This window comes from Paenibacillus sp. AGC31, from assembly GCF_057334655.1.
This window is the reverse complement of sequence record NZ_JBHFJH010000028.1, coordinates 458,560-482,130: the sequence shown is the minus strand read 5'-3', so window position 1 is coordinate 482,130 and position 23,571 is coordinate 458,560. Positions and strand designations below refer to the sequence as shown.

Sequence of the window (23,571 nt, the reverse complement as noted above, 5' to 3'; positions counted from 1 at the left end):
GTACTGCCTTTAGCAGTGTAGAAGAAGAACGTGACTACCTTCAAGCACAGGTGGATTATTTAAAAAAGCGGTATCCAAATCTAGTAAAGGAGAAGCGCTGAGCCAACGGGAGAACTACGATATCATAGACGAATTGCGCTGCTCGCATAGCATTACACGCCTATTATCGATTACAGGAATACCCCGTTCCAGTTATTACAAATGGCGAGCAACACAGCCGCAGCGAGACGCAAGACAAGACCGTGATCGTGAGATCATAGAACACATGATGGCTATTCATTTTGCAAACCGAGAGTTTGGTTATCCTCGCATGACAACGGCGCTCTGGGAGGCTGGTCTGAACGTTAATCACAAGAAAGTATGGCGAATCATGCGGGAACTATCGATCCAATCGGTCATTCGTAAGAAGCGGAAGAAGTCCAGCTATACGCCATCTGTGATTTATCCGAATCGCCTGAAGCGCAAATTTCATGCCACAGCACCCCAGCAAAAAATGGTGACGGATATTACTTATATTTCGGATGGAAACACATTCGTTTATCTGTCTGTCATTCAAGACTTGTTCAACAACGAAATTGTAGCTTGGCAATTATCTAAACGGAACGATGTTCAGCTCGTATTGGATACGGTGGAACAATGGACACAAAAAAGAGACGTTTCGGAAGCCGTGCTCCATTCGGATCAAGGCTTCCAATACACGTCTCAGGCGTACAACACACGATTAGAAGCATTCGGCGTGAAGGGCAGCCACTCTCGCAAAGCAACCTGCCTGGATAACGCATGCATCGAATCCTTCTTTTCGCATCTCAAGACAGAGAAGCTGTACCTTAACCAGTGTAATTCAGAAGCAGAGATTCGACAAGCCGTGGAAGATTACATGTACCATTACAACTACCGACGATTTCAAGCCAAACTCAAACAGCGCGCACCGATTGAATATCGATGCGCGCTGGCAGCATAGCTTTTTTCATCTGTCTACTTGACAGGGGTAAGACCAATCAGCGGCTTTTTTTGTAAGTTCGTATACGATATACTTTTGTTTCTTCTGTGTCATACCTTAATATATACTCGTAAAGTCAATCAAGTCCTCTTCTTCCTCATAGTTAAATACAATGGCGTGATTACCTAATTGGTATACCATCTCATAACCACCAACGACTTCATTGTAGTATTCTGAGGAAGGTTTCCCCATCCATATTTTCACATTCCATGGTGAAAGATTTTGCTTTTCATTGTACAAATCAAAAACGGCAATACGTGATTTGTTGGTAAGCTCGTGCATGTATGAATCAAACCCGACGCCGAATTTAGAATAATAATAGAACGCTCCCCATTCCTCGTTTGAACGAGAGGTTGGTTTCCCAAGTTTTTTCTGCGCATTTTGAAGCGTCATGCCAATCTTAACGTCCGTTCGACCTGGCAACACGCCCTTTAAAGCGGCTTCCTTCAGGCTTTTCAGGTAAGCGCGATCACCAACACCCGAGTTCGGCCAAGCTTTTGAACGGAGGTTACGCGTATCTTCCAACCGCAATTCCAATTTGTTCACATTCAGCTTAAACGTATCAACTCCATAGACAAATTGAAGGTTGTTGTAATTTTTGAACTGTACTCGGGCACCTGAAAGAGTACGGATTCCATCATCTCTGCTTGCAGAGTAGGAATCGTCGATTTTTTTCCCCTTATTATCGACATATGTTACACGGCGCAATTCCCCGGAACGAACAATATACGTTTTCACCTCATTAAAATTAGAAGTTCCCCAATCGGTGATCATCAGCATGTCTGGTGTACTGGCCTCTTTGCTTTTCACAACGAAGTTCCAGGTTTGAGGCAAAATAATCGTATTCAGATCCAATTTTGCTGCCTGAACAGTTCCGTATGCTGCACCTTTTTTCAGCAAGGCTGCACGATACGTGCCTGAATAACTCTTGTCGCCTTTTTTATTGTTGGTCCAACCATTTTCTTCGGTCAGCGTGGTCTTCTGTTCATCATAAGCGAAAATATAAACGGTATAAGCCGTTTGCTTGGCATCACGAAGCGTAAATGAAAGCCGACTCATACTTTGGAGCTCTTTGGCTGAGATTTGCTCTCCTTTGGCAGCAGCATTGAGTGGTAGCATAAGCAATGCGCTCAGAACATAGCCGATTAAAGTCAGTAGGGCCAGAGAAGCCCATTTTGCGTTGTGTTTAGGGTGTATCATGATTGAATCTCCTTTGAGTAAAAAAATAAAAATCTAACAGTTCTTTTCTAATTTTAAGTCGTGTACAATCTCAACAATCAAACAGGTACTTGCTAGCGTGTAACCTTGATCAAACTATGTAATGAATATAGGTTCATGTTCAATAAGCATATCCTCCTACTAGTACTATTTTCCTAAGAATGATAACATACCGTTTCTAATAAAGAAATAACAATCTAATGAATAGATTTCGACTCATGTAACATAAAAAAGCCGCTATTTAGCGGCTCTTAAACTTCGAATACGATATCATTTACAGACAGGAGTAAACCACATTACGTAAGCGTCGTTGAACGTATGGTTCCTGACTATTCAGCAGGTGCTGTGCATACATAACTGTAAGCTCTGAATCCGGATCCATAATAGCCATACAACCAGCAGCGCCACTCCATCCAAATTCGCCAATTGGACTCAGTGAGCCGCTTCCTGCTTTGGAGATATGTGTGCGAACACCCAGTCCATAGCCGTATCCATACATATGATCCCACGAATAATCAGCACGAGTCATCTCGTTCAGGTGATCCGTTCGCATCAGTTCTACTGAAGCTTGTGACAGAATGCGCACACCTTCGGGACTCGTACCATGCCCAGTAAGCGCGTTCAGAAAACGTGCATAATCGCTAACGGTTGATAACAACCCTGCACCGCCGCTTTCCAGCTCCGTACCCACACGGAATCCATTGCCGTCCAAACGTACAGCCTTTTCAAGCTCATCATTGTAAGCATACTGTGGAATCAGGCGCTTCTGCTGCTCATCGTTCAGATTGAATGCTGTGTCGTTCATGCCAAGTGGTCCGGTGATTTCGTCCCCTAGATACGTACCAAAGCGTTTGCCACTTACCACTTCCACCAAGGCTCCCAGCACATCATGACACATGCTGTAATTCCAGTGTGTCCCTGGTTCAAACAACAACGGTTCCTTGGCAAGCGCTCTCGCGAAATCACGTGTTGGCAATGTTCCATCGGTGCTTTTTACAGCTTCTTGAATGCTTGGACAACCAACGTCATACGAGAACCCGGCAGTCATGGTGAACAAATCACGTACTGTAATGGCTCTTGTCGCCTTTTCCAGTCGGATCTCCCCGTTCGGCATCGTTTTCTTTACCGTCATCTCAGCATACTCTGGCAGATAATCAGACAAGGGATCACTTAACAGCATTGCCCCTTTCTCCACCAGTTGCAGCCCTGCCACGCAGGTCATAATTTTGGTCATGGAATATAGATTGAAGATCGCTCCATCACCGATAGGTGTTTTCTCTTCCAGATTGGCGTATCCATTACGATAATGGAAAACGGTATCATTTCGATGCATAACCAGTACCTCTGCCCACGGTACACGCCAGGATGTAATGCGGTCGATAAATGAAGCAAGCGGTTTAAAATCCATTTTTTCCCGTCCTTCTATGTAAGATCGTTTATCATTTTGCGATGTGGTCCATATTCAATCCCACAATCGACATATTAATAATATACGACCTTTTCCAACGATTGACCACCACCTATATACTCTTCTATGTGCAATTACAATACATATTCTTTGTTTATCACACTGCTGCGCACGAATAAGCCGATCCAGGAAAGGATCGGCTTATGTTGTAACGTTTTAGGCTTCGCCGCGTTTGTTCTCAACCGATTTCATACGGTTTTGATCATCTGATACCCGGTCAACACTGAACTCTTGACCAGCTTCAACCTCACCATGACCTGAAATATTCCGCGAAAAATTAGTGAACTGTCTTTTTTGTTCATCCAGTTCATGTTTTTGCTTCAAAAGCTCTTGCGGATCCTGTTTTGTCACTATGCTAACCTCCCATACATGAAATCATGCATTGTATTCGCACTATAGAAGTTTTCCACAAGAGAGCTGTACTTATGCATGAATATAGATGAGATGGATATCGTTCCGTTGTTAGTGTAGCTAATTTATACAGTTAAGAGACTAGTTTCAATCCCACAATACTGACGATGATCCCACTAACGATAGCCAATTTCTTAGCATTTTTGGGCTCTTTGAATACATACATTCCTAATAGTACACTGCCCGATGCCCCGATACCTGTCCAGATTCCATAACCAATGCTGATTGGTATCTCTCTCAAAGACAGGGAAAGAAAAATAAAACTTAATCCCAAAAACAGAGCGAACGTAAATGTATGTTTCAATTTGGTAAATCCATCTGAAAGTTTCAGAAATATTACACCGCCAACTTCAAATAAACCAGCCAAGATTAAGAAAAACCAACTCATATCTATACACCTGCCTTTTGTTTAGGTTCATTGGATACAAATTTCAGACCGATGATGCAACTGATTAATATCATGACCAGCGCGATTTTAACTGCACTTACGGAGTCCCCCAAAAAAATCATTCCCACAATTGCGGTTCCAAATGAACCAAGTCCGGTAAACACCGCATAAGCGGTTGATACAGGAAGTATTTTAGTGGATTTTGCAAAGAAGTAAAAGCTGCCAATCATTAAAATAACCGTGGGGATTACGATCTCGATTTTCGAAAAACCATCGGAGAATGACAAACCTAATGCCCAACCTATCTCTAAGATTCCTCCAAGAATAAGAAATAACCACGCCATAAAACATTCTCCTCTTCTGCATTCATGTTGTTGTTTTGTGATCAACACTTAATTTGAAATAATGATAGTTTATTGTATCATTTGATATAATAATAAACCATCTTTATTTCATTTGCAAATTTAAATATTCGTATTAAATTAACAAGGAAATCCGCTTTTTAAAACTCCAAGTTAGCTGTGAACAAACAAAAAAGCCAACCAGAAGTTCCTGGTTGACTAACACGTTTAAGTTCATTTTGTTTTTCGTATCAGTGAATATCTTTCTTTTTGAAATTGCCGCCTCTTACTTCAGCTACATCGTATACAACTACAAAGGCAGTTGGGTCAATTTCGTGAATGATATCTTTAATTTTACTCTCTTCCATCCGGTTAATGACACAAGTAATTTCCTTGAATTGCTCATTCGAGTAGCCACCGTAAGCCTCGGTATACGTTGCTCCACGGCCTAAGCGGTCCCGAATGGTTTCAACCATAATCTCAGGTTGATTCGTAATAATTTTAAACGTTTTGGAGCCGCTCAAGCCCTCTTCAACAATATGTATTACTTTAGAAGCAATAAAATACGCAAGTCCTGACAAGATCGCGCCTTGCAGGCCAAACACGGTAGAAACGACAATAAAGACAAACATGTTGAGGAACAGAATGAGATCACTGGTTCCAAAAGGTACTTTTCGCGAAAGAAGTACTGCCAGCATATCTATGCCATCCAATGCTCCGCCATTACGTAATGCAAGTCCCATACCAAAACCAATGATAATCCCGCCGACAACGGTAACGAGCAAGGTATCACCTTCAATGATGGTTGGTACATGGTGCATCAGACTGGTGCTGATTGCGAGTGAAGCAATACCGATGATCGAATATAACGCAAAACTTTTTCCGATTTGCTTGTACCCGAGCCACACAAATGGAATGTTAATAATCCCGATGAGCATCCCCAGTGGTAATCCGAACAGCTGTGATCCTACGATACTCAGACCTGTGACACCACCATCTGAGACATTATTCGGAATCAATATGGCTTCGAGACCATATGCCGTTATAAATCCCCCAATGATAATCAATAATACTTTGGAGAGGATCTTTAACTTGTTTGACTTTTGTTTTCTGATTTGATGCATTGCATTTCCCCCTTGATGAACAACCGATAAAAAATAGTCTATAATACAAATCACTGTTTTGGCAATAGACGTCATTGGTGTGTGTTACATCATTGTCCGATGAACGTTCGATACGACGAAATTTTATGCTCAAGCATCTCATCTGCTGTGTGAAGTATGTGCATCTGTTTTTGAATCGACTCCTTATGCTCCTCCAGCAGCTTCAAACGATCCGCCGCCGTATGCTCCCCTTCCTGAAACAAGGATGCATACTTCTTAATGGTAGCAATGGGCATCTGAGTCTCTTTTAATTTAATTACAAATTGCAGCCATTTCAGGTGTGACTCGTTGTATCGCCTGTCTCCACTCGCATCTCGGAGAGGGGTTACAATCTGTTCCTTCTCATAATAACGTAACGTATGTGCACTGATATGGAGTAATTCTGCCACTTCGCCAATGGTATGCATGGTTGACCCTCCCCTTCATTTTCACGCTTGACTTAGAGTAAGCTCTAATCAGTATAATCAACTCGTGGTCACACCACAATAAAAAATGAAATCAGATCCAGGAGGAATTCCCATGAAATACACAGTGATTACCGGTGCCAGTTCGGGCATTGGATATGAAGCAGCTTTAGCTTTTGCAGCCCGTGGCAAAAATATGATCCTGGCAGCACGCAGAACCGATGAATTGAACAAATTAAAAGCAAAAGTAGCTGAAATCAATCCTGATCTGGATGTTGTCATTCGTACAGTGGATCTGTCCATTGCCGCTAATGTACATGAATTCTATGAAAGTCTTCAGCCTTATGCCATTGAGACGTGGATTAACAACGCAGGATTCGGGAATTTCGCATCCGTTGGCGAACAACATCTACCCAAGATTGAACAGATGCTTCATCTTAATATAGAAGCTCTTACGATTCTTTCTTCCCTGTATGTACGTGATTATGCAGATGTTGATGGCACACAGATCATTAATATCTCCTCTGGTGGTGGATATACGATTGTAGCCGATGCAGTAACCTACTGTGCGACCAAGTTCTATGTAAGTGCCTTTACGGAAGGACTTGCGCAAGAGTTGAAAGGCAAGAACGCAGCAATGCAAGCCAAAGTTCTCGCCCCGGCTGCAACGGAGACGGAATTTGCGAAACATTCCTTTAATGTAGATGAGTTTGAATATGAAGGCAGAGTTACCAAATTCCATACGGCGGAACAAATGGCTGGATTTTTGCTGGAGTTGTATGACAGTGAGAGTGTAGTCGGCATTGTGGATGGGTTGACGTATGACTTTGAACTAAGAGAACCGATCTTTCCGTATGCTGCGAGAGCAGCCTCAAAACCACAAAATTAACCCGAAAACTGAAGTCGAAGCTAAGTCGGCTCATTACCGGTAAACATTCACCTAACCTCACTGATAAACATCATTAAATCTAATCGTTAAACTTCAGTTAACGTTAAAAAGGGAACCTGTCTCCAGGTTCCCTATTTTCAATTCTATATTAATGCTTACTATATAATGAAGTATTATGCCAGCCTCATTTTGAAATCCTGATATCCGAATTCGCGAACAACTTCGCAATCGCCGTCTTTTCTTTTAACAGCAATCGCTGGAAGCGGCATGCCGTTGAACGTATTGGTTTTCACCATGGAGTAAATCGCCATGTCCTCGAATACCAGACGGTCGCCTTCTTGTAGAGGCTGATCGAATGAATAATCCCCAATTACGTCACCAGACAGACATGTTTGTCCACCAAGACGATACAGATGGGCTTTCTCGCCTACTTCTCCCGAACCGATCAGCGGCGGACGATATGGCATTTCCAGCACATCCGGCATATGGCACGTAGCTGAAGTATCCAGAATAGCGATGTCCATACCGTTTTTATGGAAGTCCAGCACAGAGGTCACCAGATAACCTGCGTTCAGCGCAACAGCTTCTCCAGGCTCCAGATATACTTCCAGGCCATAGTCGTTCTGCATACGCTTGATGCATGCTTCCAGTCTTGGAATATCATAATCTTCACGTGTGATATGGTGTCCACCACCGAAGTTGATCCATTCCATTTGCGGCAACCATTGTCCAAACTTCTCGACAACTGCGTTCAACGTAGTCTCCAGATCGTCGGAATTTTGCTGACACAGCGTGTGGAAGTGTAATCCGGAGACACCTTCCAACATGTTTGCATCGAAATCCTCAAGTTTCGCGCCAAAACGTGAACCCGGAGAACACGGATCGTAGATCTCGTGTCCTTCTTGGGTAGAGCATTCTGGATTGACGCGCAAGCCGACCTTACGGCCAGCCTGAAGCGCCTTATCCTTGAATTTTGCAAGCTGTGAAAAAGAATTGAAAATAATATGGTCGCAGATGGAGAGAATCTCGTCGATCTCTTCTGCACGGTATGCTGGAGCAAAGACATGATTCTCTTTGCCCATTTCCTCATGGCCCAAACGCGCTTCATACAAACCACTCGCCGTTGCACCGCTCAGGTATTCTCCAATCAGCGGATACATCGCAGTCATGGAGAATGCTTTTTGAGCAAGTACGATTTTGGCACCTGTACGCTGCATAACACCGTTCAGGATTTTCAGGTTTCTCTCGATTAGCGCCTCGTCAACAACAAAACATGGTGTCGGTAATTGCTCGAACCGCATTTTAACGAACAAGCTCCGATTCTTTAACTTCTTCTGGCAGCTCATCAACGAGTACCGGGTTGAAGTCTTCTACCCATGGGAGGCCCCATTTGTTCAACTCTTCCATGAATGGATCTGGGTTGAACTCTTCTACATTGTATACGCCTGGTTTGTTCCATTTGCCTGTCATGACCATTGCTGCACCAATCATAGCTGGAACGCCTGTTGTGTAAGAGATCGCTTGGGAACCCACTTCTTTGTAACACTCTTGGTGATCACAGATATTGTATACATAATATGTTTTGTCTTGACCGTCTTTTTTACCTTTGAAGATACAACCAATGTTTGTTTTACCTACAGTACGTGGTCCAAGGGATGCCGGATCAGGCAGTACTGCTTTCAGGAATTGCAGTGGAATAATTTGTTTACCTTCATATTCAATAGGCTCGATTGAAGTCATGCCTACATTTTCAAGAGCTTTCAAGTGAGTCAGGTAGCTTTGACCAAATGTCATGAAGAAACGGATACGTTTCAGACCTGGCATATTTTTTGCCAAAGATTCCAGTTCCTCATGGTACAACAGGTACATGTCTTTCTCGCCAACTTCTTTGAAGTCGTAGACACGTTTGATTTCCATTGGCTTCGTCTCGATCCATTCACCATTCTCCCAATATTTTCCGTTCGCAGATACTTCGCGAATGTTGATCTCAGGGTTGAAGTTGGTTGCAAACGGATAGCCATGGTCGCCGCCATTGCAGTCCAGAATATCGATGTATTCAATTTCGTCAAAGTAGTGCTTCAGGGCATAAGCGGAGAATACGCCAGTTACGCCTGGGTCAAATCCACTACCGAGCAATGCAGTGATGCCTGCTTGTTCAAAACGCTCTTTGTAATCCCATTGCCAGCTGTATTCAAACTTCGCTGTATCATGTGGCTCATAGTTAGCGGTGTCCATGTAATTTGTTTTAGTTGCAAGACAAGCATCCATAATAGTCAGATCTTGATACGGCAAAGCAAGGTTCATAACGATATCCGGTTTAACTTCGTTGATCAAAGCGATCAGTTCGTCAACATTGTCAGCATCAACTTGTGCTGTAGTAATTTTTGTTTTTCCGCCGTCCAGCTTGGCTTTGAGTTCATCACATTTGGATTTTGTACGACTCGCGATGCAGATTTCCTCAAAAACTTCGCTGTTTTGAACGCATTTGTGTACTGCCACGGAAGCAACGCCGCCGGCGCCGATGATTAGTGCTTTTCCCATTTTACATTCTCCTATCCCAATATGTATTTTTTTTAATTGGTTTAATACGATGACAACAAGACAACAAAAAAAGCAAGGTGAAAAATGCCCGCAATCGCGCATCATCACACTTGCTTATCGATATACATCATAAAAAAGACGTGAAGTCTCCATGACCAAAAAAGTTCACAAGAACTCCTTTGGCGGAAAGCTCCTTCATGTATATCAATATTGGATCAGAGTCTATATAGCAAATAATTCGCCTTTACCACTCTTATTGACCGTTTCACAAGTTGATGTGCAATTGCACTGGTTGTAAAGTAACCAACTTATAAAATTTGAGCTTTGAACTCAATCAATAAAGCAACGTAAGTTGCCAATCGGCGTTTGACCCGGCTGTCCGTATGGCCTTAACTTCCTGGTGAAGTGGTCAAAATTATCTGCTGGAAAGCTCTAATTCATATTGATAAATAAACTTCCCAAAATCACAGGTCTTACACTATCAGACGTTGAAAAAAAAATCAAGCAATAATTAAAAATTTTATTTTTTTGTCCGAACGAGGACCAAGATTAAAAATGATATCCTTCGAATACTTTCACGCCTTCTGCGCCCAGTAATTCCCCCACTATTTCAGGCTTTTGAGGACTTTTCTCAATTACTTCTTCATACGTGATCATAATGTTGCTGCCAGCAATTCCCGCTAATTGATCATGTGCCGCTTATGCATTAAAAATTCATCTTTATTCATAATGTGTACCTCAACAACAAAATTTATGTACTCAATTTTATGTTTTGCATTAAGCATGTTCACGCCATTGGAATGCTTCTTGTTCATCCCATTCTATCATCATTATAAATAAAGAGTATGACGACAATTCGTCATACTCAAGTGAGTCACATTTATATAAACGATTAGAATTTTACGGGCAACGATGCCAATCCCTGTGAAGACAAAGCGGAGTGCCATTGAATCTCTTCCTGAGGAACACGGAGCTGAAGATCGGGTAGCCGACGTAAAAGCGTAGTAAACGCTACGTCCCCTTCCACCCGAGCAAGTGGAGCGCCAAGACACATATGGATGCCGTGTCCAAAGGCCAAATGCCGTTTTATTTTGCGTTCAATATCCAATTCTTCCGGATCGGTGAACTGCTGCTCGTCCCTATTCGCTGATTTCAGAAGGGGAATCACAACATCTCCCTTTTGAATCAATTGTCCATCCAACTCCGTGTCCTGTGTTGCATAACGAGGACCTGAAGAAGTCGCGGGGCCGTTATATCGTAGCAACTCCTCCACTGCAGAAGGAACCAGATTCAGATCTTGTTTCAGTTGTTCCAGTTGTTCAGGATGTGTCAGAAGAAGATAAGAACCGGTTGCAATTAGATTGGAAGTTGTCTCATGTCCAGCAAATATTAATAACGTAATCATGGATATTAATTCATCTTCATTCAGTCGATCTCCCTCCTCCTCAATCGCAATCAATTGACTGATGAGGTCATCTGAAGGTTCTATTCGTTTGTTCGCCACAAGCTGTGAGGTGTACTCTGCGAATGATCGCAAGTGCTGCGCTACTGCAGGGTCTTGTTTACCAAAACCAAGACCTTTTGCAATGGCTTCAGACCATACATGGATCTGAGGTCGGTCTTCCTGAGGTATACCCAACATCTCGGAAATAACGTTGATTGGGAAAGGATAGGCATAGTCTTTGACAAGATCCATCTCTCCTTTTCCTTCGAATTGGTCAATCAACTCATCGGCAATTTCCTGGACGCGTGGACGCAGGCTTTCCATATATCTTGGAGTGAACGCTTTGGAAACCAGGCTACGGAGTCTACGATGATCCGGTTCATCAACAAAGAGCATCGACTTTCCGGTAAAAAAAGTCTGGGGTTCCGATGAACCAAGCTCGTCTGAGAGATTCTTTCGAATATCATTGCCACGATCAATAGCGTTCATATCTACCGTAAATCGAGAGTGATCTTTCAGCACTTCCATGGCAACGTCCATCCGAGTTACAATCCAGGTTTGCCCTGCTCCACCCATTGGATTAGGAATAGGGACAACGGAACCTTTGGCACGCATCTGTGCAAACATGGCAAATGGATCTTTACTATTTTCTTCGCTAAACAAATTAAATTCTACTTTTTCTGAGGTCTGGTTATTCGAATTATTCATATAAATCTTCCTTTCGAAGTGAAGTGCTTCAAATCTATGGAAATATATGTTCATTCCGATTATATACTACTCGTATATTTAATTTCAAATATCATAGTTTAAACAGTACAAAACAACTGTTATAACAACAATTTATTAATATACTAATAGTATATTAATAATAACTACAAACAAAAAAAAAACAAAAAAGAGGTCGGCTATGAGCCAACCCCCATATTAATTACGTTACTTCACCAGTTCCAAGTACCACCAACAGGCTTCGGTCAGTCTATTGGCTTCAGATTGAAACGCACTGGATTTGTACTCTTTGTGAAACGCTTGAAGCACCACTTCGATAACAGGAATATTTAGATCCTCTTGATCCTGTAATAGCGCTAAAAGCCCCTTCGAAAGTTGCTTCAATGATGCAGATTCCCTGGATTTTTGAACACGGTTGTTGAACTCATCCAATTCGATCAATACATTATCAATGTCCAGACCCATATCATGGTTACGCTGATCGGCATTCAGGAAATAGAGAGACTGAAAGTCGAAAATATGTTCATTTCTCTGGTGCATTGTTCTCAGGATCACTTCAATGTACGTTAGTACTTTTGGAACCACTTCGCTCCATACCGGTTTTTGCGTATTTAGACTTCTTGATGTGTTGGCAATCTGATGTAATATGCCGTAGCACAATATTGCCCCTTCGTTGGCATATAGGCTAATGTCGTTCCCGTATACCTGAATCAAGCGTGTGGACAGCCATTTTAGGTGAAATGTAGCCAGTTTGGCTGAGTTGATCTCCCCGGAATAAAAACCCGTCCAATATAATTCCCATACTCGCTCTTTATTAGGCACAGACATAGGAATCGCAATCTGATCTACGAGCAAATCATAATCCGATGTATAGTGGTTTTGTTCAAGTTCTTTACGAATGAAAACATCCTCTTGCATACGCTGATCAATAATCGAATATAAACAGTCTTCTTTGGAACTGAAAAATTTGTAGAATGTGCCTTTGGAAACACCTGATTGATCCAGGATCATCTGGATTGTTGTATTTGCATAGTTATGCTCTAAAAATAGTGCAAGTGCTGTTTCCAATAAACTTTGTTTACGACTACTCATGTCCCGTCATCGCCCCAAGTTTTTCTCTGATTTTAACATTCATTCCTCAGGAGTTGAAGTATTGATTCGCAGTATAGATGCGTTATAAAATTGCACAATGAGTAAATTTGCACAATGGGCAACTAATTGTTATGATAAACCTCACAAAGTGCATATTTAGTAAGTCTGCTCTTCTTAAAATGTATTAAACCATATTCATTGGTATTGGAGGTGAACGCATAAGCGGAGAATAATGATTAAACGAAACTTGCGACATTTGAAAAAAGAAGCGACTGAAAAAGCACTTGCTGGTACTGCTTTTGAACTGACTCTTGAACACGGACTCGATGGTTTTACGGTCGAAGATATCGTGCATCAGGTGGGTTGTTCACGTAGAACATTTGCAAACTACTTCACATGTAAAGAAGAAGCCGTAGCAAGAGGCGCCATATCCGTTCAGAATACAACCGAACTCGAAGAGTTACTTACCCAAATGCCCGACAATGCCTCTTTGCTTGACGTACTGTATAACCTGATCAAGATGCAGCTTACAACAGAACTCTTAGGAAGGCTTCATCAACTAGTATCACTATCTCAGACCTATCCCGTGTTAGAACCACATTATCTTGGAGCCATGCACCGGATGCAAACGCAGGCACAAGATACCTTATTAGACTTATCTAACGGGAAATATGACGAGATCTATACTTATCTTCTGATTAACGCACTATATGGATCGATACTGCCATTAATTGATGGAAGACTCAACGTGTTACTGCCCGGACAAGTCATTACTGAAGATACCAAGCCCGGTGCTTTAACCTTCGATCAATTTTTGGAAATTACGTTTAATCATTTGCGGGCAGGGTTCGAACATGCCAACCATCCACATTCATCATAGAGGAGTGTAAAATAGAGAAATGTCTACATTATTATACAAAATGGGGAAAACCGCTTTTAGCAAACCTGCAACATTCATCATTGGCTGGGTTTTAATTCTGGGAATTGTCATTTCCATGATCAGCATCAATGGTGTTCACATCAGTTCTGAAATGAAGATTGAAGGCACCGAGTCACAGAAGGTTCTGGATCAATTGGCAAAAGAACTGCCAGCCGCTTCCGGCGGTCAAGGAAGTGTTGTGTTCAAGGCACCGGACAACGAGCGTTTGGATACGCCTGAAAATATGGCTGCCATGATGAAAGGTGTTACTGAAGTTTACGGATTAGACAAAGTCATTAATCCTGCGGACTATGCAGCTGAAGCAGGCAATTCGGGTGCTGCCGCTGAGATGGCTCAGAATGCACAGTCTACCGATATGGCGCAATCTGCAGCAACCACTCCTCCACCTTATGGACCTTTGATGGTGGATGGTGTTCCAGTGCCAGGCATGTTGATCTCTTCGGATGGAAGCATTGCACTGTTCCAATTCCAATTTACAGTTGAGCAATCTGCCATAACCCAAGATGTGTTTGATTCCGTTATTCAATCTGTTATGACGGTAGAGCAAGGAACCAACATTACGGTCTTGCCCGGCGAAACGCTCAAAACGGTATCCATTGGGGTCGGCTCGGCAGAGATTGTCGGATTGGTCATTGCTGTCATTGTATTACTGATCACCCTTGGCTCTGTTGTTGCAGCAGGTCTGCCTCTGATCACTGCACTGCTCGGAGTTGCCATTGGGGTTGGTGGTGCGTTCTCCATCTCCAAATTCATTGAAATGCCTAGTGTCACTTCCGTCCTGGCTCTCATGGTTGGATTGGCTGTTGGAATCGACTATGCTCTATTCATTGTTAATCGCCAGCGTCGAATGATTATTGATCAAGGCTTGAGCGCAAAAGAAGCAACAGCCAGAGCCATTGGTACATCGGGCAGCGCAGTATTTTTTGCCGGATTAACCGTCATTATTGCACTGTGCGGTATGCTTGTCATCGGTCTCACATTCTTGTCTACGATGGCTTTGGTCGCAGCTGCCACCGTACTCATCAACGTATTCGTTGCTTTAACCCTGTTGCCGGCTTTACTCGGATTGGTAGGAGAACGCATCTGTTCCGCCAAAGCTCGTGAGAAAAGCGCGAAACATCCTAAAGCCACTAACCACGGAGTCGCGGACAGATGGGTGAAACTCGTTATCAAGAATCGTTGGGCTTCCATTATTGCCATCATCGTCATTCTTGGTTTTGCCGCGACGCCGATCACCAAAATGGAAATGGGTATCCCTGGAGCTTCCTCAGCGAATCTGGATACAACTGCAAGACAAAGTTATGATGCCATCTCCGAAGGCTTCGGAGAAGGATTCAATGGACCCCTTATTCTGGTCGCAGAGCCTAATCAGTCTTCCGCAAAAGTTACACCGGAACTCTTGGGCGGTCTGGTGATGGAACTCCAAGGTCAGAATAACGTTGCACAAGTCACACCGCTTGGTATGACAGAAGATTTGGCTATTTTCAGTCTCATTCCAAAAACAGGTCCTAACGATAATCTCACTAAAACACTGGTCACTGATCTGCGCGCGGCTGATTCCAGCATCGCACAGACCTATGATGTGAAACTTGGAGTTACGGGACTTACAGCTGTTAACATTGATATGTCAGCCAAACTGGCGCAGGTATTCCCTATTTATGTAGGCATCATCATCCTGCTCTCGCTGATTATCCTGTTGCTCGTATTCCGTTCAATCATCGTTCCTATCAAAGCAACGATTGGCTTCCTGCTTAGTATCCTCGCTACATTCGGGATCACGACTGCTGTATTCCAATGGGGCTGGCTGCATTCGCTCTTTGGTTTCGATACCGGCGGTCCGCTGCTTAGCTTTATGCCGATCATCGTGACAGGTATTCTGTATGGCCTTGCGATGGACTATCAGGTCTTCCTGGTCAGCTCCATGCGGGAATCCTATGTTCATGGTCATCGCGGGACCGAATCCGTCGTTCATGGATACAATCAGGTAAGTCGCGTGGTTGTTGCCGCAGCAGTGATTATGGTCTCTGTATTTGCAGGATTTATCTTCACGGATGATGTCATGATCAAACAGATTGGTTTCACCTTGGCGGTAGGCATTCTGATTGATGCTTTCATCATCCGTATGGGCTTGGTTCCAGCCATCATGGCTATTTTCGGAGACAAAGCTTGGGCACTTCCGAAATGGCTAGATCGCATTCTGCCAAACCTGGATGTTGAAGGCGAGAAGCTGATTGCTTCCCTGAATGCTGAAGAGCATGCCAACACGAAGTCTGGATTAAAATAATCATTCCACAACAATCGTAATGGTAATACCATGATTACTATTACGACTACATTCACCAATACAAAGACCTCCTCTGTTTTTATAAATAGGAGGTCTTTTTTCTTTTTCATATTATGCGGTTATGTCTTCAATATGGGTACTATAGCGTGGGGATTTAGCAGCATTAACAAACGCCGCAAATAACTTCTGACTGTAGTCATCTACTTTGTAGCTGTACTCTGGATGCCACTGCACAGCCAAAACAAACGAGCGGTTCGGCATTACCGCGGATTCAACGAGTCCATCTTCAGCGACTGCCACAGCAGTTAACTTATCCGATAACATCTTGATTCCCTGATGGTGATAACTGTTCACTTTTATCGTATCTGTTTGCAAAATATCGTATAGGATATTATTTTCCTCAATATGTACATCATGTACAAGATTCGTATACGGCGGACTTTGCTTGTGATTAACGATCTTGTTCCCATGAAGTTGAAGGCTAGTCGGAATGTCTTGATATAACGTTCCACCCAACATAACGTTAAATAGTTGTAGTCCACGGCATATGCCAAAAGCAGGCTTATCAATCTCAATTACTTTTTGTAATAATATCGACTCCATCATATCGCGTTCAATACATAACTCTCCACAGGTAACCTCTGCAAGCTCATGATACAGCTCAGGATTGAGATCATGTCCCCCGGTGAACAGGAAACCATCGAACTGATTAGCCAGCGTTGCTATGATCTCGGTATCCGTTGTCAAAGGCAGCATAATTGGAATCCCACCTGCTCCTTCTATGGCGTTCATATATTCAGGAAGCATCCAGTAACTTTTTTTGTCCGTATCATACAAAGGCAGTACACCGATCATGGGCTTTTTCATGGCTTTACCTCCAAGCTTTTCATTCATTTTATCAGATCTCTTCATATATAAATTCACTGAATTATTGCATTATCCTACCTCTATTATCTGCGAACCCGTTTCATCCGGAATGCTGGAAAACTAAAAAAAACAAACAAAGCCGCATAACAGCGACTTTGTTTGTAGTTCCAATCCCATATATTCATTCATTCGTTTAGTTTAAACAGCATCTCATCTAAGCTGCTTTTACAGTGGTTACTTCGTCTGAATTCACTTGAATGGAACGCTGGCATATCAGGGTAATGACATAAGCCAGCAAGGCAAGCATCACAGCAACTGGAGGAACCCACTGGACACCACCCATATTAACAGCAATTCCTCCAACGCCGGAGCCTAACGCTATACCTACATTGGCCGCCACAGGCAGGAGTGTAGATGCAAATGCTTTGGACCCCGGTGAGATCGATCCTGACACATCAAACAAATATAACTGGGATGCCGCGCTCATGGAGGATGACAGACATCCAATCAGGAACAGAAACGCCAAGCCGAGCCACAGATTGGAAACGGCAAAACTCATGCCCAGGAAGAGGATCGCCTGGATGACGAAAAGCCGCTTTAGCTTGGGCAGGAAGTCACCCTTGGCTATTTTGGCACCAATCCAGTTACTCAGGATGCTGCAGGCCCCATAGATCAGGAGTACGGCACTAATCCATTTCACTGGCACACCCATAGTCTCACTGAGGAGTGGCGTAATGTACGTAAAAACGACGAAAATACAGCTGTTTCCAAGTACCGGGATCAGACAGGCCAGCAATATCCTTGGCTTCACAAATAGAGACATCTGATCACTGAACGAACCTGCAATCGTTGTTGTTTGGCGTGGCAGAATACGGAACATGAACATCAACGGCACAACACCTATGCATGCCGTAACAACAAACGTCATGGACCAGCTCAGATGTTGTCCGATAAATGTACCGAGCGGAACACCTAGCACATTTGCGATTGAAAATCCGCCCAAAATCCAGGCGATAGCTTCCCCTCTTCGCTCCCGGTTCACTGCGTCGCTTACAATCGAGATCGAAAGCGATATCGTAAGTCCACAAGCAACGGCTGACACGATGCGAATGGCCATCAACGAAGAGAACGTTGTTGAGAACACGGTCAATAGATTTAATGCCAACACGATTGCAAATCCAATCAATATGGAACTTCTTCTGGATATTTTGGCTAAGAAGGCCACAGCAAATGGTGTACCCACTGCGTATGCAATCGCAAAACCGGAGACAAGCATCCCCGCGGCAGCAAGGGATACTTTCATGTAACTTTCAATTTCCTTTAACACACCTACGATGACATACTCGGTTGTTCCCAGTACAAAACTAACGAGCGTAAGCGTTAAAATAAGTAGGTTCTCTCTATTTCTAGTCATAAAATCAATACTCACTAATCCTTTCTATTGTTGCAAGCGCTTCAATTCTTTTGACGATCCGTAATCATGTATTTTCTGCTTTCCCATCCCTTCACTTTCGATATATAGTTACATTTTGGATAGTGAAATTGTACTGTCAGATACGCCATGGCGACAATCAAGGTTGTTGTGGTTTTATTGCAAAACATTATATATGTTGTCATTTCAACACAGACTTTCATTACTAATTCTGAAGGGAAGACATAGATGAATACACACCACGAATTCGGCCAACTGCATCCAAATCGAGATTGCACCATTATTTATGTAGGAAAACTGGCCGACAATCCGCATTGGAGCTTTCCGACGCATAAACATGACGATCTGCATGAGATTATCTACGTAACTGAAGGCAAAGGATTGTTCACCATTGACGGCACCAAACACTGGGCTCAAAAAGGGGACATGCTCATTTATAACAAGGGTACTCTTCACGAGGAGAAGTCCAATCCTGAATTCCCGTTATCCACCTTTTATTGCGGCTTTCGTTTTACAGAAGGAACCCAGACCCTTGAGGATTGGGTCATTCCTCCCTCTAACAATCCGATCATTCGAGCAAACCGATATTCCGATGAGCTCCATTCGTTAATGCAGACTCTCTTCAATGAATTTTCAATCCGGGAACCTGGATACGAGTTGATCTCTGGGCATGTCCTGAAAGCAATACTTCTGATCATCGATCGGCAGTCCCGTCAACAGCTTCCTAGTGGGGAGATCGTTGGGAGTAATACCCTTGCTGAGAGCATTAAAGACTATTTGGATACCAACTATCGGCAAAATATTAAACTCAAAGAATTGGCAGATCAATTTCATATCGATTTTTATTACTTAATTCATATGTACAAAAATCACTATGGCACTTCTCCTTATCATTACCTGATCCAACGAAGAATGGGTGAAGCCACCCGATTATTAGTCTCAACCAACAAAAAAATATGGGAAATTGCCAAACTGGTCGGGTACGATAACCCCAATTACTTTACAATTTTATTTACCAAAACGGTTGGTGAATCACCTCGAAGTTTCCGGAAAAAGAATCAAAAGGATATGTTCGGGGATGAGGTGTCACATTCTTACTAATTTCACCAATCTCTCTAAACCCAAAAAGGCGCTCCAATTTGGGGAGCGCCTTGGCTATTTACGTTTCCTTATACACTTACATACATCTACTCTAAAGTTTAAACCGGCGAACCAGTTCTTGCATATTCTCAGCTGTTTTGGATAGCTGTGCAGATGATGCTGATATCTCCTGCATCGCCGCCATTTGCTGTTGGGCTGCTGCTGAAGTTGTCTGAGCACTATCAGCCGACACTTTAGAGATGTGACTCATCGCGGCAACGGTAGCCGAGACTTCTTCCGTACTGGCAGACAACTGTTCTGAGACAGCGGAAATGTCCTGAATTTGATCCACGATATGCGTTGTATATTGTTCGATGTTTGATATGGTTGCTGAAGCTTCTTGGCTGATCCGCATTCCTTCACCAACTTGATTACGAACTTTATCATTCATAAGAGACGTGGATTTGGCAATCAGATCAAGCATTTTGCCAATGGTAGCGCCAATCTCGTCCGCACTTTGTTTGGATTGCATCGATAGCGTTCGTACTTCGCCTGCAACAACAGCAAAACCTTTTCCGTGTTCTCCTGCTCTTGATGCTTCAATAGAGGCATTCAGTGATAGAAGATTGGTTTGCCGAGAGATATCCGCAATCGCTTCATTCATTCGATTGGCTTCAGCGGATAGACTGGACAGCTCATTAATCAATGCCGAGGTTTCTTCAACAGCTCCGAGAATATGTTCCATTTGTTCTCCGACCTGGTTTATCGTTTTCCCACCATTAGCAACAGCGCGCTCCGTCTCTTCAGCCGAATCCACAATCGCACTCGCAGATTCTGCAATTGTACTGATGCCTCTCGCCATCTCTTCTACGGCATTCGCGGTTTGTTCCGAATTCTCCGCCCCAACAATAGCTGATTCAGCAGTCTGGTGCATGGTTTCAGCTACATGTTGAACCGACTGGGTGGTTTGTTCTGTACTTTCCTGAATCATTTGGGAAGAGTGGCTTAACAACGATGACGTCTGATGAAGTTCAGCAACCACCGATTGAAGGGAGATGGTCATTTGGTCAAAATCATTTGCCAATATACCAAATTCGTTTTCGGTTTTCAGATTCACCCGTTCAGACAGATTCCCTTCGCTTACGCTACGGGTGGCCTTTCGCAGTTTTTGCATAGGTACGATAAAAGATCTCAGAATGAAGAAAATAATTACACTGGCAATCAATACAGATATAACAATGACCGTTAGACTCGATACCATAATGGGTTTCGCTGCGGCGATAAAATCTTCATGGCCCATCAAAGCAATGACATTCCAACCCGTCAAAGCGTTAATACCGTTATACACTTCCAGATCATACGCCAGATCCGTTCTAACAAATTGGGAAAATGCCATCGGTTCATCGGAACTTGAAGCCGTATTAGGATGGACTGGAATTCCCTCAATAAGTGCTCCGCCGAGCTCTCCTCCTCCACCTTTTGCAATCGCACCGGACCAAGCCGCAATCGTTCGATTGGAGTCAACCACAATCAGACTTCCATTCCCTCCGACATCCACAAGCGATATTTCATTTGCTAATCGCTCCAGATCAAGTTTAATACTTGCTACACCATGTTCATCTGAAAGAGCTTTTGAAATCTCTACGTAAATCTTCCCGGATGCCGGATCATTCATAATACTCGAAAAATAGAGTGATCCATTGTTACTTATACCATTGGTGTACCATTCTGTGCTGCGTGGATCATATGTTGCATCCTCAATTGCTGGAGAAGATATAACACTGCCTTGGTCGTTGCCTACGGTTATGGCAAGAATATCAGGATATGTATCAGCTAACTGGTCGATTCCTAATTGTACTGCTTCGTTGTTCGCCTGACTGGGATTGGAACCATACATGCTGTCTATGTAACTCAATAATGCTGCTTTTTCCCCCACCAGATTGTTAATATGTTGTCCTGTCATCGTTAATATGGTATTGATGGGCTCTGTCATTTTTTGTTGTACTTGATCTTTGGCACTATGATACGAGAAATATCCGATAAGTGCAGTGGGGATAATAAGTACCGCAAGGAAAGCTGCAATGAGTCGAGTACTCATTAATCGTAAAACGGCTCCTCCTTTCTTATAAAATGACCTTTTTTCACTTTCCTTTTTCAAGTTCAATCTTCCTCTCTTTATTCATTTTTGGTAGAACTAATCGGCCAGTAAACGCAAAAAAACCCATATATATGCACACCCAAAGAAACTTTGAGCATGTATATACATAGGTATTGCCTGAATGAATTCAGTAACAAGCCGTATTTGTTTAGTATTATAACATAAATAAAAAGGGTTTGTTAACTATGATTGGGTCTTTATACCAGACATCTGTTGTTTATAATCCGTAGGACTTAGCCCCGTATACTCTTTGAACACCTTCGAGAAATAGTGCTGGTCGCTAAATGACAACAAATCGGATACTTCCTTAAACTTCATGTCGGGTTGACTTTCCATCAGTCTGCAGGCCTCCTGAATGCGAAGCCGGGTGTAATACTGAACAAACGTAATTTGCGTTGCATTTTTGATCACTCTGCTGACATACGACGGGCTAACGTGAAACTTCAAAGCAATGTCGTTGATAGATAATTGAGAGTATTTATTTAGTTTTACGTAATCGTCGATCTGTTCGAACAGAATCGCCTTGCTTTTTCTAACGTGGGATTGCAGCATATCGAAGCACTGTTCCGTCCATTCCGTCAGTTCTCGGCAAAAATCGGCATAGGACTGTGCTTGGGCGAATTGTCTTGACCGAAGCTCCAGACCCAATCTCATGCCCGCCCCTTGTTCCTCGTACAGATGAGCAAACGTGTCTACGATCAATCCGATAAACCGCTCCACCTCGGTCATATGTACATTTTCCTCTGCCCATCGATTCAGTAATTCGGATAATTTAAGAGCAAACCGTTCTTTCTGCCGAGCCTGTATCATCTGTACAAAAGCAGATTCCTGCACCGGATCCAGACAACCTGTCTCGGATCTGGCCATCGACACCGGACTCCCGGTATCCAACACCATTCCTTGTTTCAACCGTTGCTGCTCCGACAAAATGGTCGACACGCGGTGATAGAGCTCAGGCAGATTACCAGACTCAGTGAATAGAAGTTGTCCTCCAATGATCGCATCGATGTCATGCGCAACCAAATGCCGTCGCAACGACTCAAGACATTCATGTACGGAAGAGTACACCTCAAGTGCACTCTTGTTGATAAAAGCAACAAATTGATATGGGGTTTGACTAGTGTAAACACGACAAGGATGGAATGCAAAAAAATCCTGCACTATACCCTCAAGTTTCACCTGCACCCATCGTTCATGCCCTGCGGTAAAAGGCTGTTTGCTCATAATGATCATCATCTGGCTGAATAAAGGCGGAAACGCCTCCCCCTGTTTCGGCGTAGTCTCACATTGGGGATGAATGATTTCCTGCAAATCCAGCAGTTCCTTGGACATCTGTTGATCAAGTTGGTCAATTACCCGACCCATGACTTCTTCAAGCGCCTCTCGCTCGACAGGTTTTAACAAATAGTCAAACACTTGCAGGTTCAATGCTTTTCTTGTGTATTCAAAATCGCTATAACCGCTAATCAAGATGACCTTCAGATCCGGGTTGGCAATTTTGGCTTGCTCAATCAGGGACAGCCCATCCATTTTCGGCATTCGTATATCGGTCAACAGCAGATCAATCGGTGACTGCTTGATCGCTGCCAAGGCTTCTTCTCCATTCGTTGCCGTAGCCGCTACACGAATCGGGAAGCTCAGCGTCTCCAAGAGCATTTTAATATTACGTAATATCGGTTTGCTATCCTCAACGATCATAACGTTATACATCGCCTGTCCCTCCTC

At 43.2% G+C, this 23,571-nt stretch carries 20 protein-coding genes; 5 read left to right on the top strand and 15 right to left on the bottom strand.

Annotated elements, in window-relative coordinates:
• Window positions 1-97 precede the first annotated feature (97 nt).
• Window positions 98-961 carry an IS3 family transposase gene (locus tag ACE04G_RS16395; RefSeq protein ID WP_445252513.1) on the top strand — a complete coding sequence of 288 codons (864 nt, stop codon included), beginning with the start codon at window positions 98-100 and terminating at the stop codon, window positions 959-961.
• Window positions 962-1,057: 96 nt separating this feature from the next.
• Here the strand turns inward: ACE04G_RS16395 and ACE04G_RS16390 are convergent, their stop codons facing one another.
• The 7 genes from ACE04G_RS16390 to ACE04G_RS16360 form a co-directional block, all read right to left on the bottom strand.
• On the bottom strand, window positions 1,058-2,200 hold the full coding sequence (locus tag ACE04G_RS16390) for a DUF4309 domain-containing protein (RefSeq protein WP_339308437.1): 1,143 nt from the start codon (window positions 2,198-2,200) through the stop codon (window positions 1,058-1,060).
• A 292-nt stretch (window positions 2,201-2,492) separates the two neighbouring features.
• Window positions 2,493-3,626 (bottom strand): serine hydrolase domain-containing protein, encoded by a 1,134-nt coding sequence (locus ACE04G_RS16385; RefSeq protein ID WP_221819358.1) that lies wholly within the window; start codon window positions 3,624-3,626, stop codon window positions 2,493-2,495.
• Window positions 3,627-3,842: 216 nt separating this feature from the next.
• A complete protein-coding gene (locus tag ACE04G_RS16380; protein WP_221819359.1) occupies window positions 3,843-4,037 on the bottom strand; it encodes a hypothetical protein in 195 nt (64 codons plus the stop codon).
• Between the two features lie 133 nt (window positions 4,038-4,170).
• Window positions 4,171-4,485: a DMT family transporter gene (locus tag ACE04G_RS16375; RefSeq protein WP_076212062.1), complete on the bottom strand. Its 315-nt coding sequence runs from the start codon at window positions 4,483-4,485 to the stop codon at window positions 4,171-4,173.
• A 2-nt stretch (window positions 4,486-4,487) separates the two neighbouring features.
• Entirely contained in the window at window positions 4,488-4,829 is a 342-nt protein-coding gene (locus ACE04G_RS16370) for a DMT family transporter (RefSeq protein WP_339308434.1), read from the bottom strand.
• A gap of 248 nt (window positions 4,830-5,077) precedes the next feature.
• On the bottom strand, window positions 5,078-5,950 hold the full coding sequence (locus ACE04G_RS16365; protein WP_221819361.1) for a YitT family protein: 873 nt from the start codon (window positions 5,948-5,950) through the stop codon (window positions 5,078-5,080).
• Between the two features lie 89 nt (window positions 5,951-6,039).
• The gene (locus ACE04G_RS16360; protein ID WP_339308432.1) at window positions 6,040-6,396 is read right to left on the bottom strand and encodes a MerR family transcriptional regulator; all 357 of its coding nucleotides are present in this window, start codon (window positions 6,394-6,396) and stop codon (window positions 6,040-6,042) included.
• Window positions 6,397-6,508: 112 nt separating this feature from the next.
• On the opposite strand from ACE04G_RS16360, the gene ACE04G_RS16355 reads away from it, so the two are divergent.
• Window positions 6,509-7,282 carry an SDR family NAD(P)-dependent oxidoreductase gene (locus ACE04G_RS16355; protein WP_339308430.1) on the top strand — a complete coding sequence of 258 codons (774 nt, stop codon included), beginning with the start codon at window positions 6,509-6,511 and terminating at the stop codon, window positions 7,280-7,282.
• Window positions 7,283-7,455: 173 nt separating this feature from the next.
• Here the strand turns inward: ACE04G_RS16355 and nspC are convergent, their stop codons facing one another.
• The 4 genes from nspC to ACE04G_RS16335 all read right to left on the bottom strand — a co-directional run bounded on the left by nspC (window position 7,456) and on the right by ACE04G_RS16335 (window position 13,085).
• Window positions 7,456-8,583, bottom strand: a complete 1,128-nt coding sequence (gene nspC, locus ACE04G_RS16350; protein ID WP_221819364.1) for a carboxynorspermidine decarboxylase — start codon at window positions 8,581-8,583, stop codon at window positions 7,456-7,458.
• Between the two features lies 1 nt (window position 8,584).
• Window positions 8,585-9,823, bottom strand: coding sequence for a saccharopine dehydrogenase family protein (locus ACE04G_RS16345; RefSeq protein ID WP_211083176.1), 1,239 nt, complete (start codon window positions 9,821-9,823; stop codon window positions 8,585-8,587).
• A gap of 892 nt (window positions 9,824-10,715) precedes the next feature.
• A complete protein-coding gene (locus ACE04G_RS16340; protein WP_221819365.1) occupies window positions 10,716-11,975 on the bottom strand; it encodes a cytochrome P450 family protein in 1,260 nt (419 codons plus the stop codon).
• Between the two features lie 225 nt (window positions 11,976-12,200).
• Window positions 12,201-13,085, bottom strand: a complete 885-nt coding sequence (locus tag ACE04G_RS16335) for a TetR/AcrR family transcriptional regulator (RefSeq protein ID WP_221819366.1) — start codon at window positions 13,083-13,085, stop codon at window positions 12,201-12,203.
• Window positions 13,086-13,341: 256 nt separating this feature from the next.
• On the opposite strand from ACE04G_RS16335, the gene ACE04G_RS16330 reads away from it, so the two are divergent.
• Entirely contained in the window at window positions 13,342-13,965 is a 624-nt protein-coding gene (locus tag ACE04G_RS16330; RefSeq protein ID WP_260632622.1) for a TetR/AcrR family transcriptional regulator, read from the top strand.
• A gap of 19 nt (window positions 13,966-13,984) precedes the next feature.
• Window positions 13,985-16,309: an MMPL family transporter gene (locus ACE04G_RS16325; RefSeq protein ID WP_449004563.1), complete on the top strand. Its 2,325-nt coding sequence runs from the start codon at window positions 13,985-13,987 to the stop codon at window positions 16,307-16,309.
• 111 nt (window positions 16,310-16,420) lie between these two features.
• On the opposite strand, the gene ACE04G_RS16320 is transcribed toward ACE04G_RS16325, so the two are convergent.
• Window positions 16,421-17,176, bottom strand: a complete 756-nt coding sequence (locus tag ACE04G_RS16320; RefSeq protein WP_221819369.1) for a gamma-glutamyl-gamma-aminobutyrate hydrolase family protein — start codon at window positions 17,174-17,176, stop codon at window positions 16,421-16,423.
• A 214-nt stretch (window positions 17,177-17,390) separates the two neighbouring features.
• Window positions 17,391-18,590, bottom strand: coding sequence for an MFS transporter (locus ACE04G_RS16315; protein ID WP_221819370.1), 1,200 nt, complete (start codon window positions 18,588-18,590; stop codon window positions 17,391-17,393).
• Window positions 18,591-18,836: 246 nt separating this feature from the next.
• Here ACE04G_RS16315 and ACE04G_RS16310 point away from each other — a divergent pair, with 246 nt between their 5' ends.
• On the top strand, window positions 18,837-19,709 hold the full coding sequence (locus ACE04G_RS16310; RefSeq protein ID WP_221819371.1) for an AraC family transcriptional regulator: 873 nt from the start codon (window positions 18,837-18,839) through the stop codon (window positions 19,707-19,709).
• A gap of 91 nt (window positions 19,710-19,800) precedes the next feature.
• On the opposite strand, the gene ACE04G_RS16305 is transcribed toward ACE04G_RS16310, so the two are convergent.
• Together ACE04G_RS16305 and ACE04G_RS16300 are read right to left on the bottom strand one after the other, a co-directional pair.
• Window positions 19,801-21,786: a methyl-accepting chemotaxis protein gene (locus tag ACE04G_RS16305; RefSeq protein ID WP_339308426.1), complete on the bottom strand. Its 1,986-nt coding sequence runs from the start codon at window positions 21,784-21,786 to the stop codon at window positions 19,801-19,803.
• Between the two features lie 243 nt (window positions 21,787-22,029).
• Window positions 22,030-23,556 (bottom strand): response regulator, encoded by a 1,527-nt coding sequence (locus ACE04G_RS16300; RefSeq protein ID WP_221819372.1) that lies wholly within the window; start codon window positions 23,554-23,556, stop codon window positions 22,030-22,032.
• Between the last annotated feature and the right edge of the window lie 15 nt (window positions 23,557-23,571).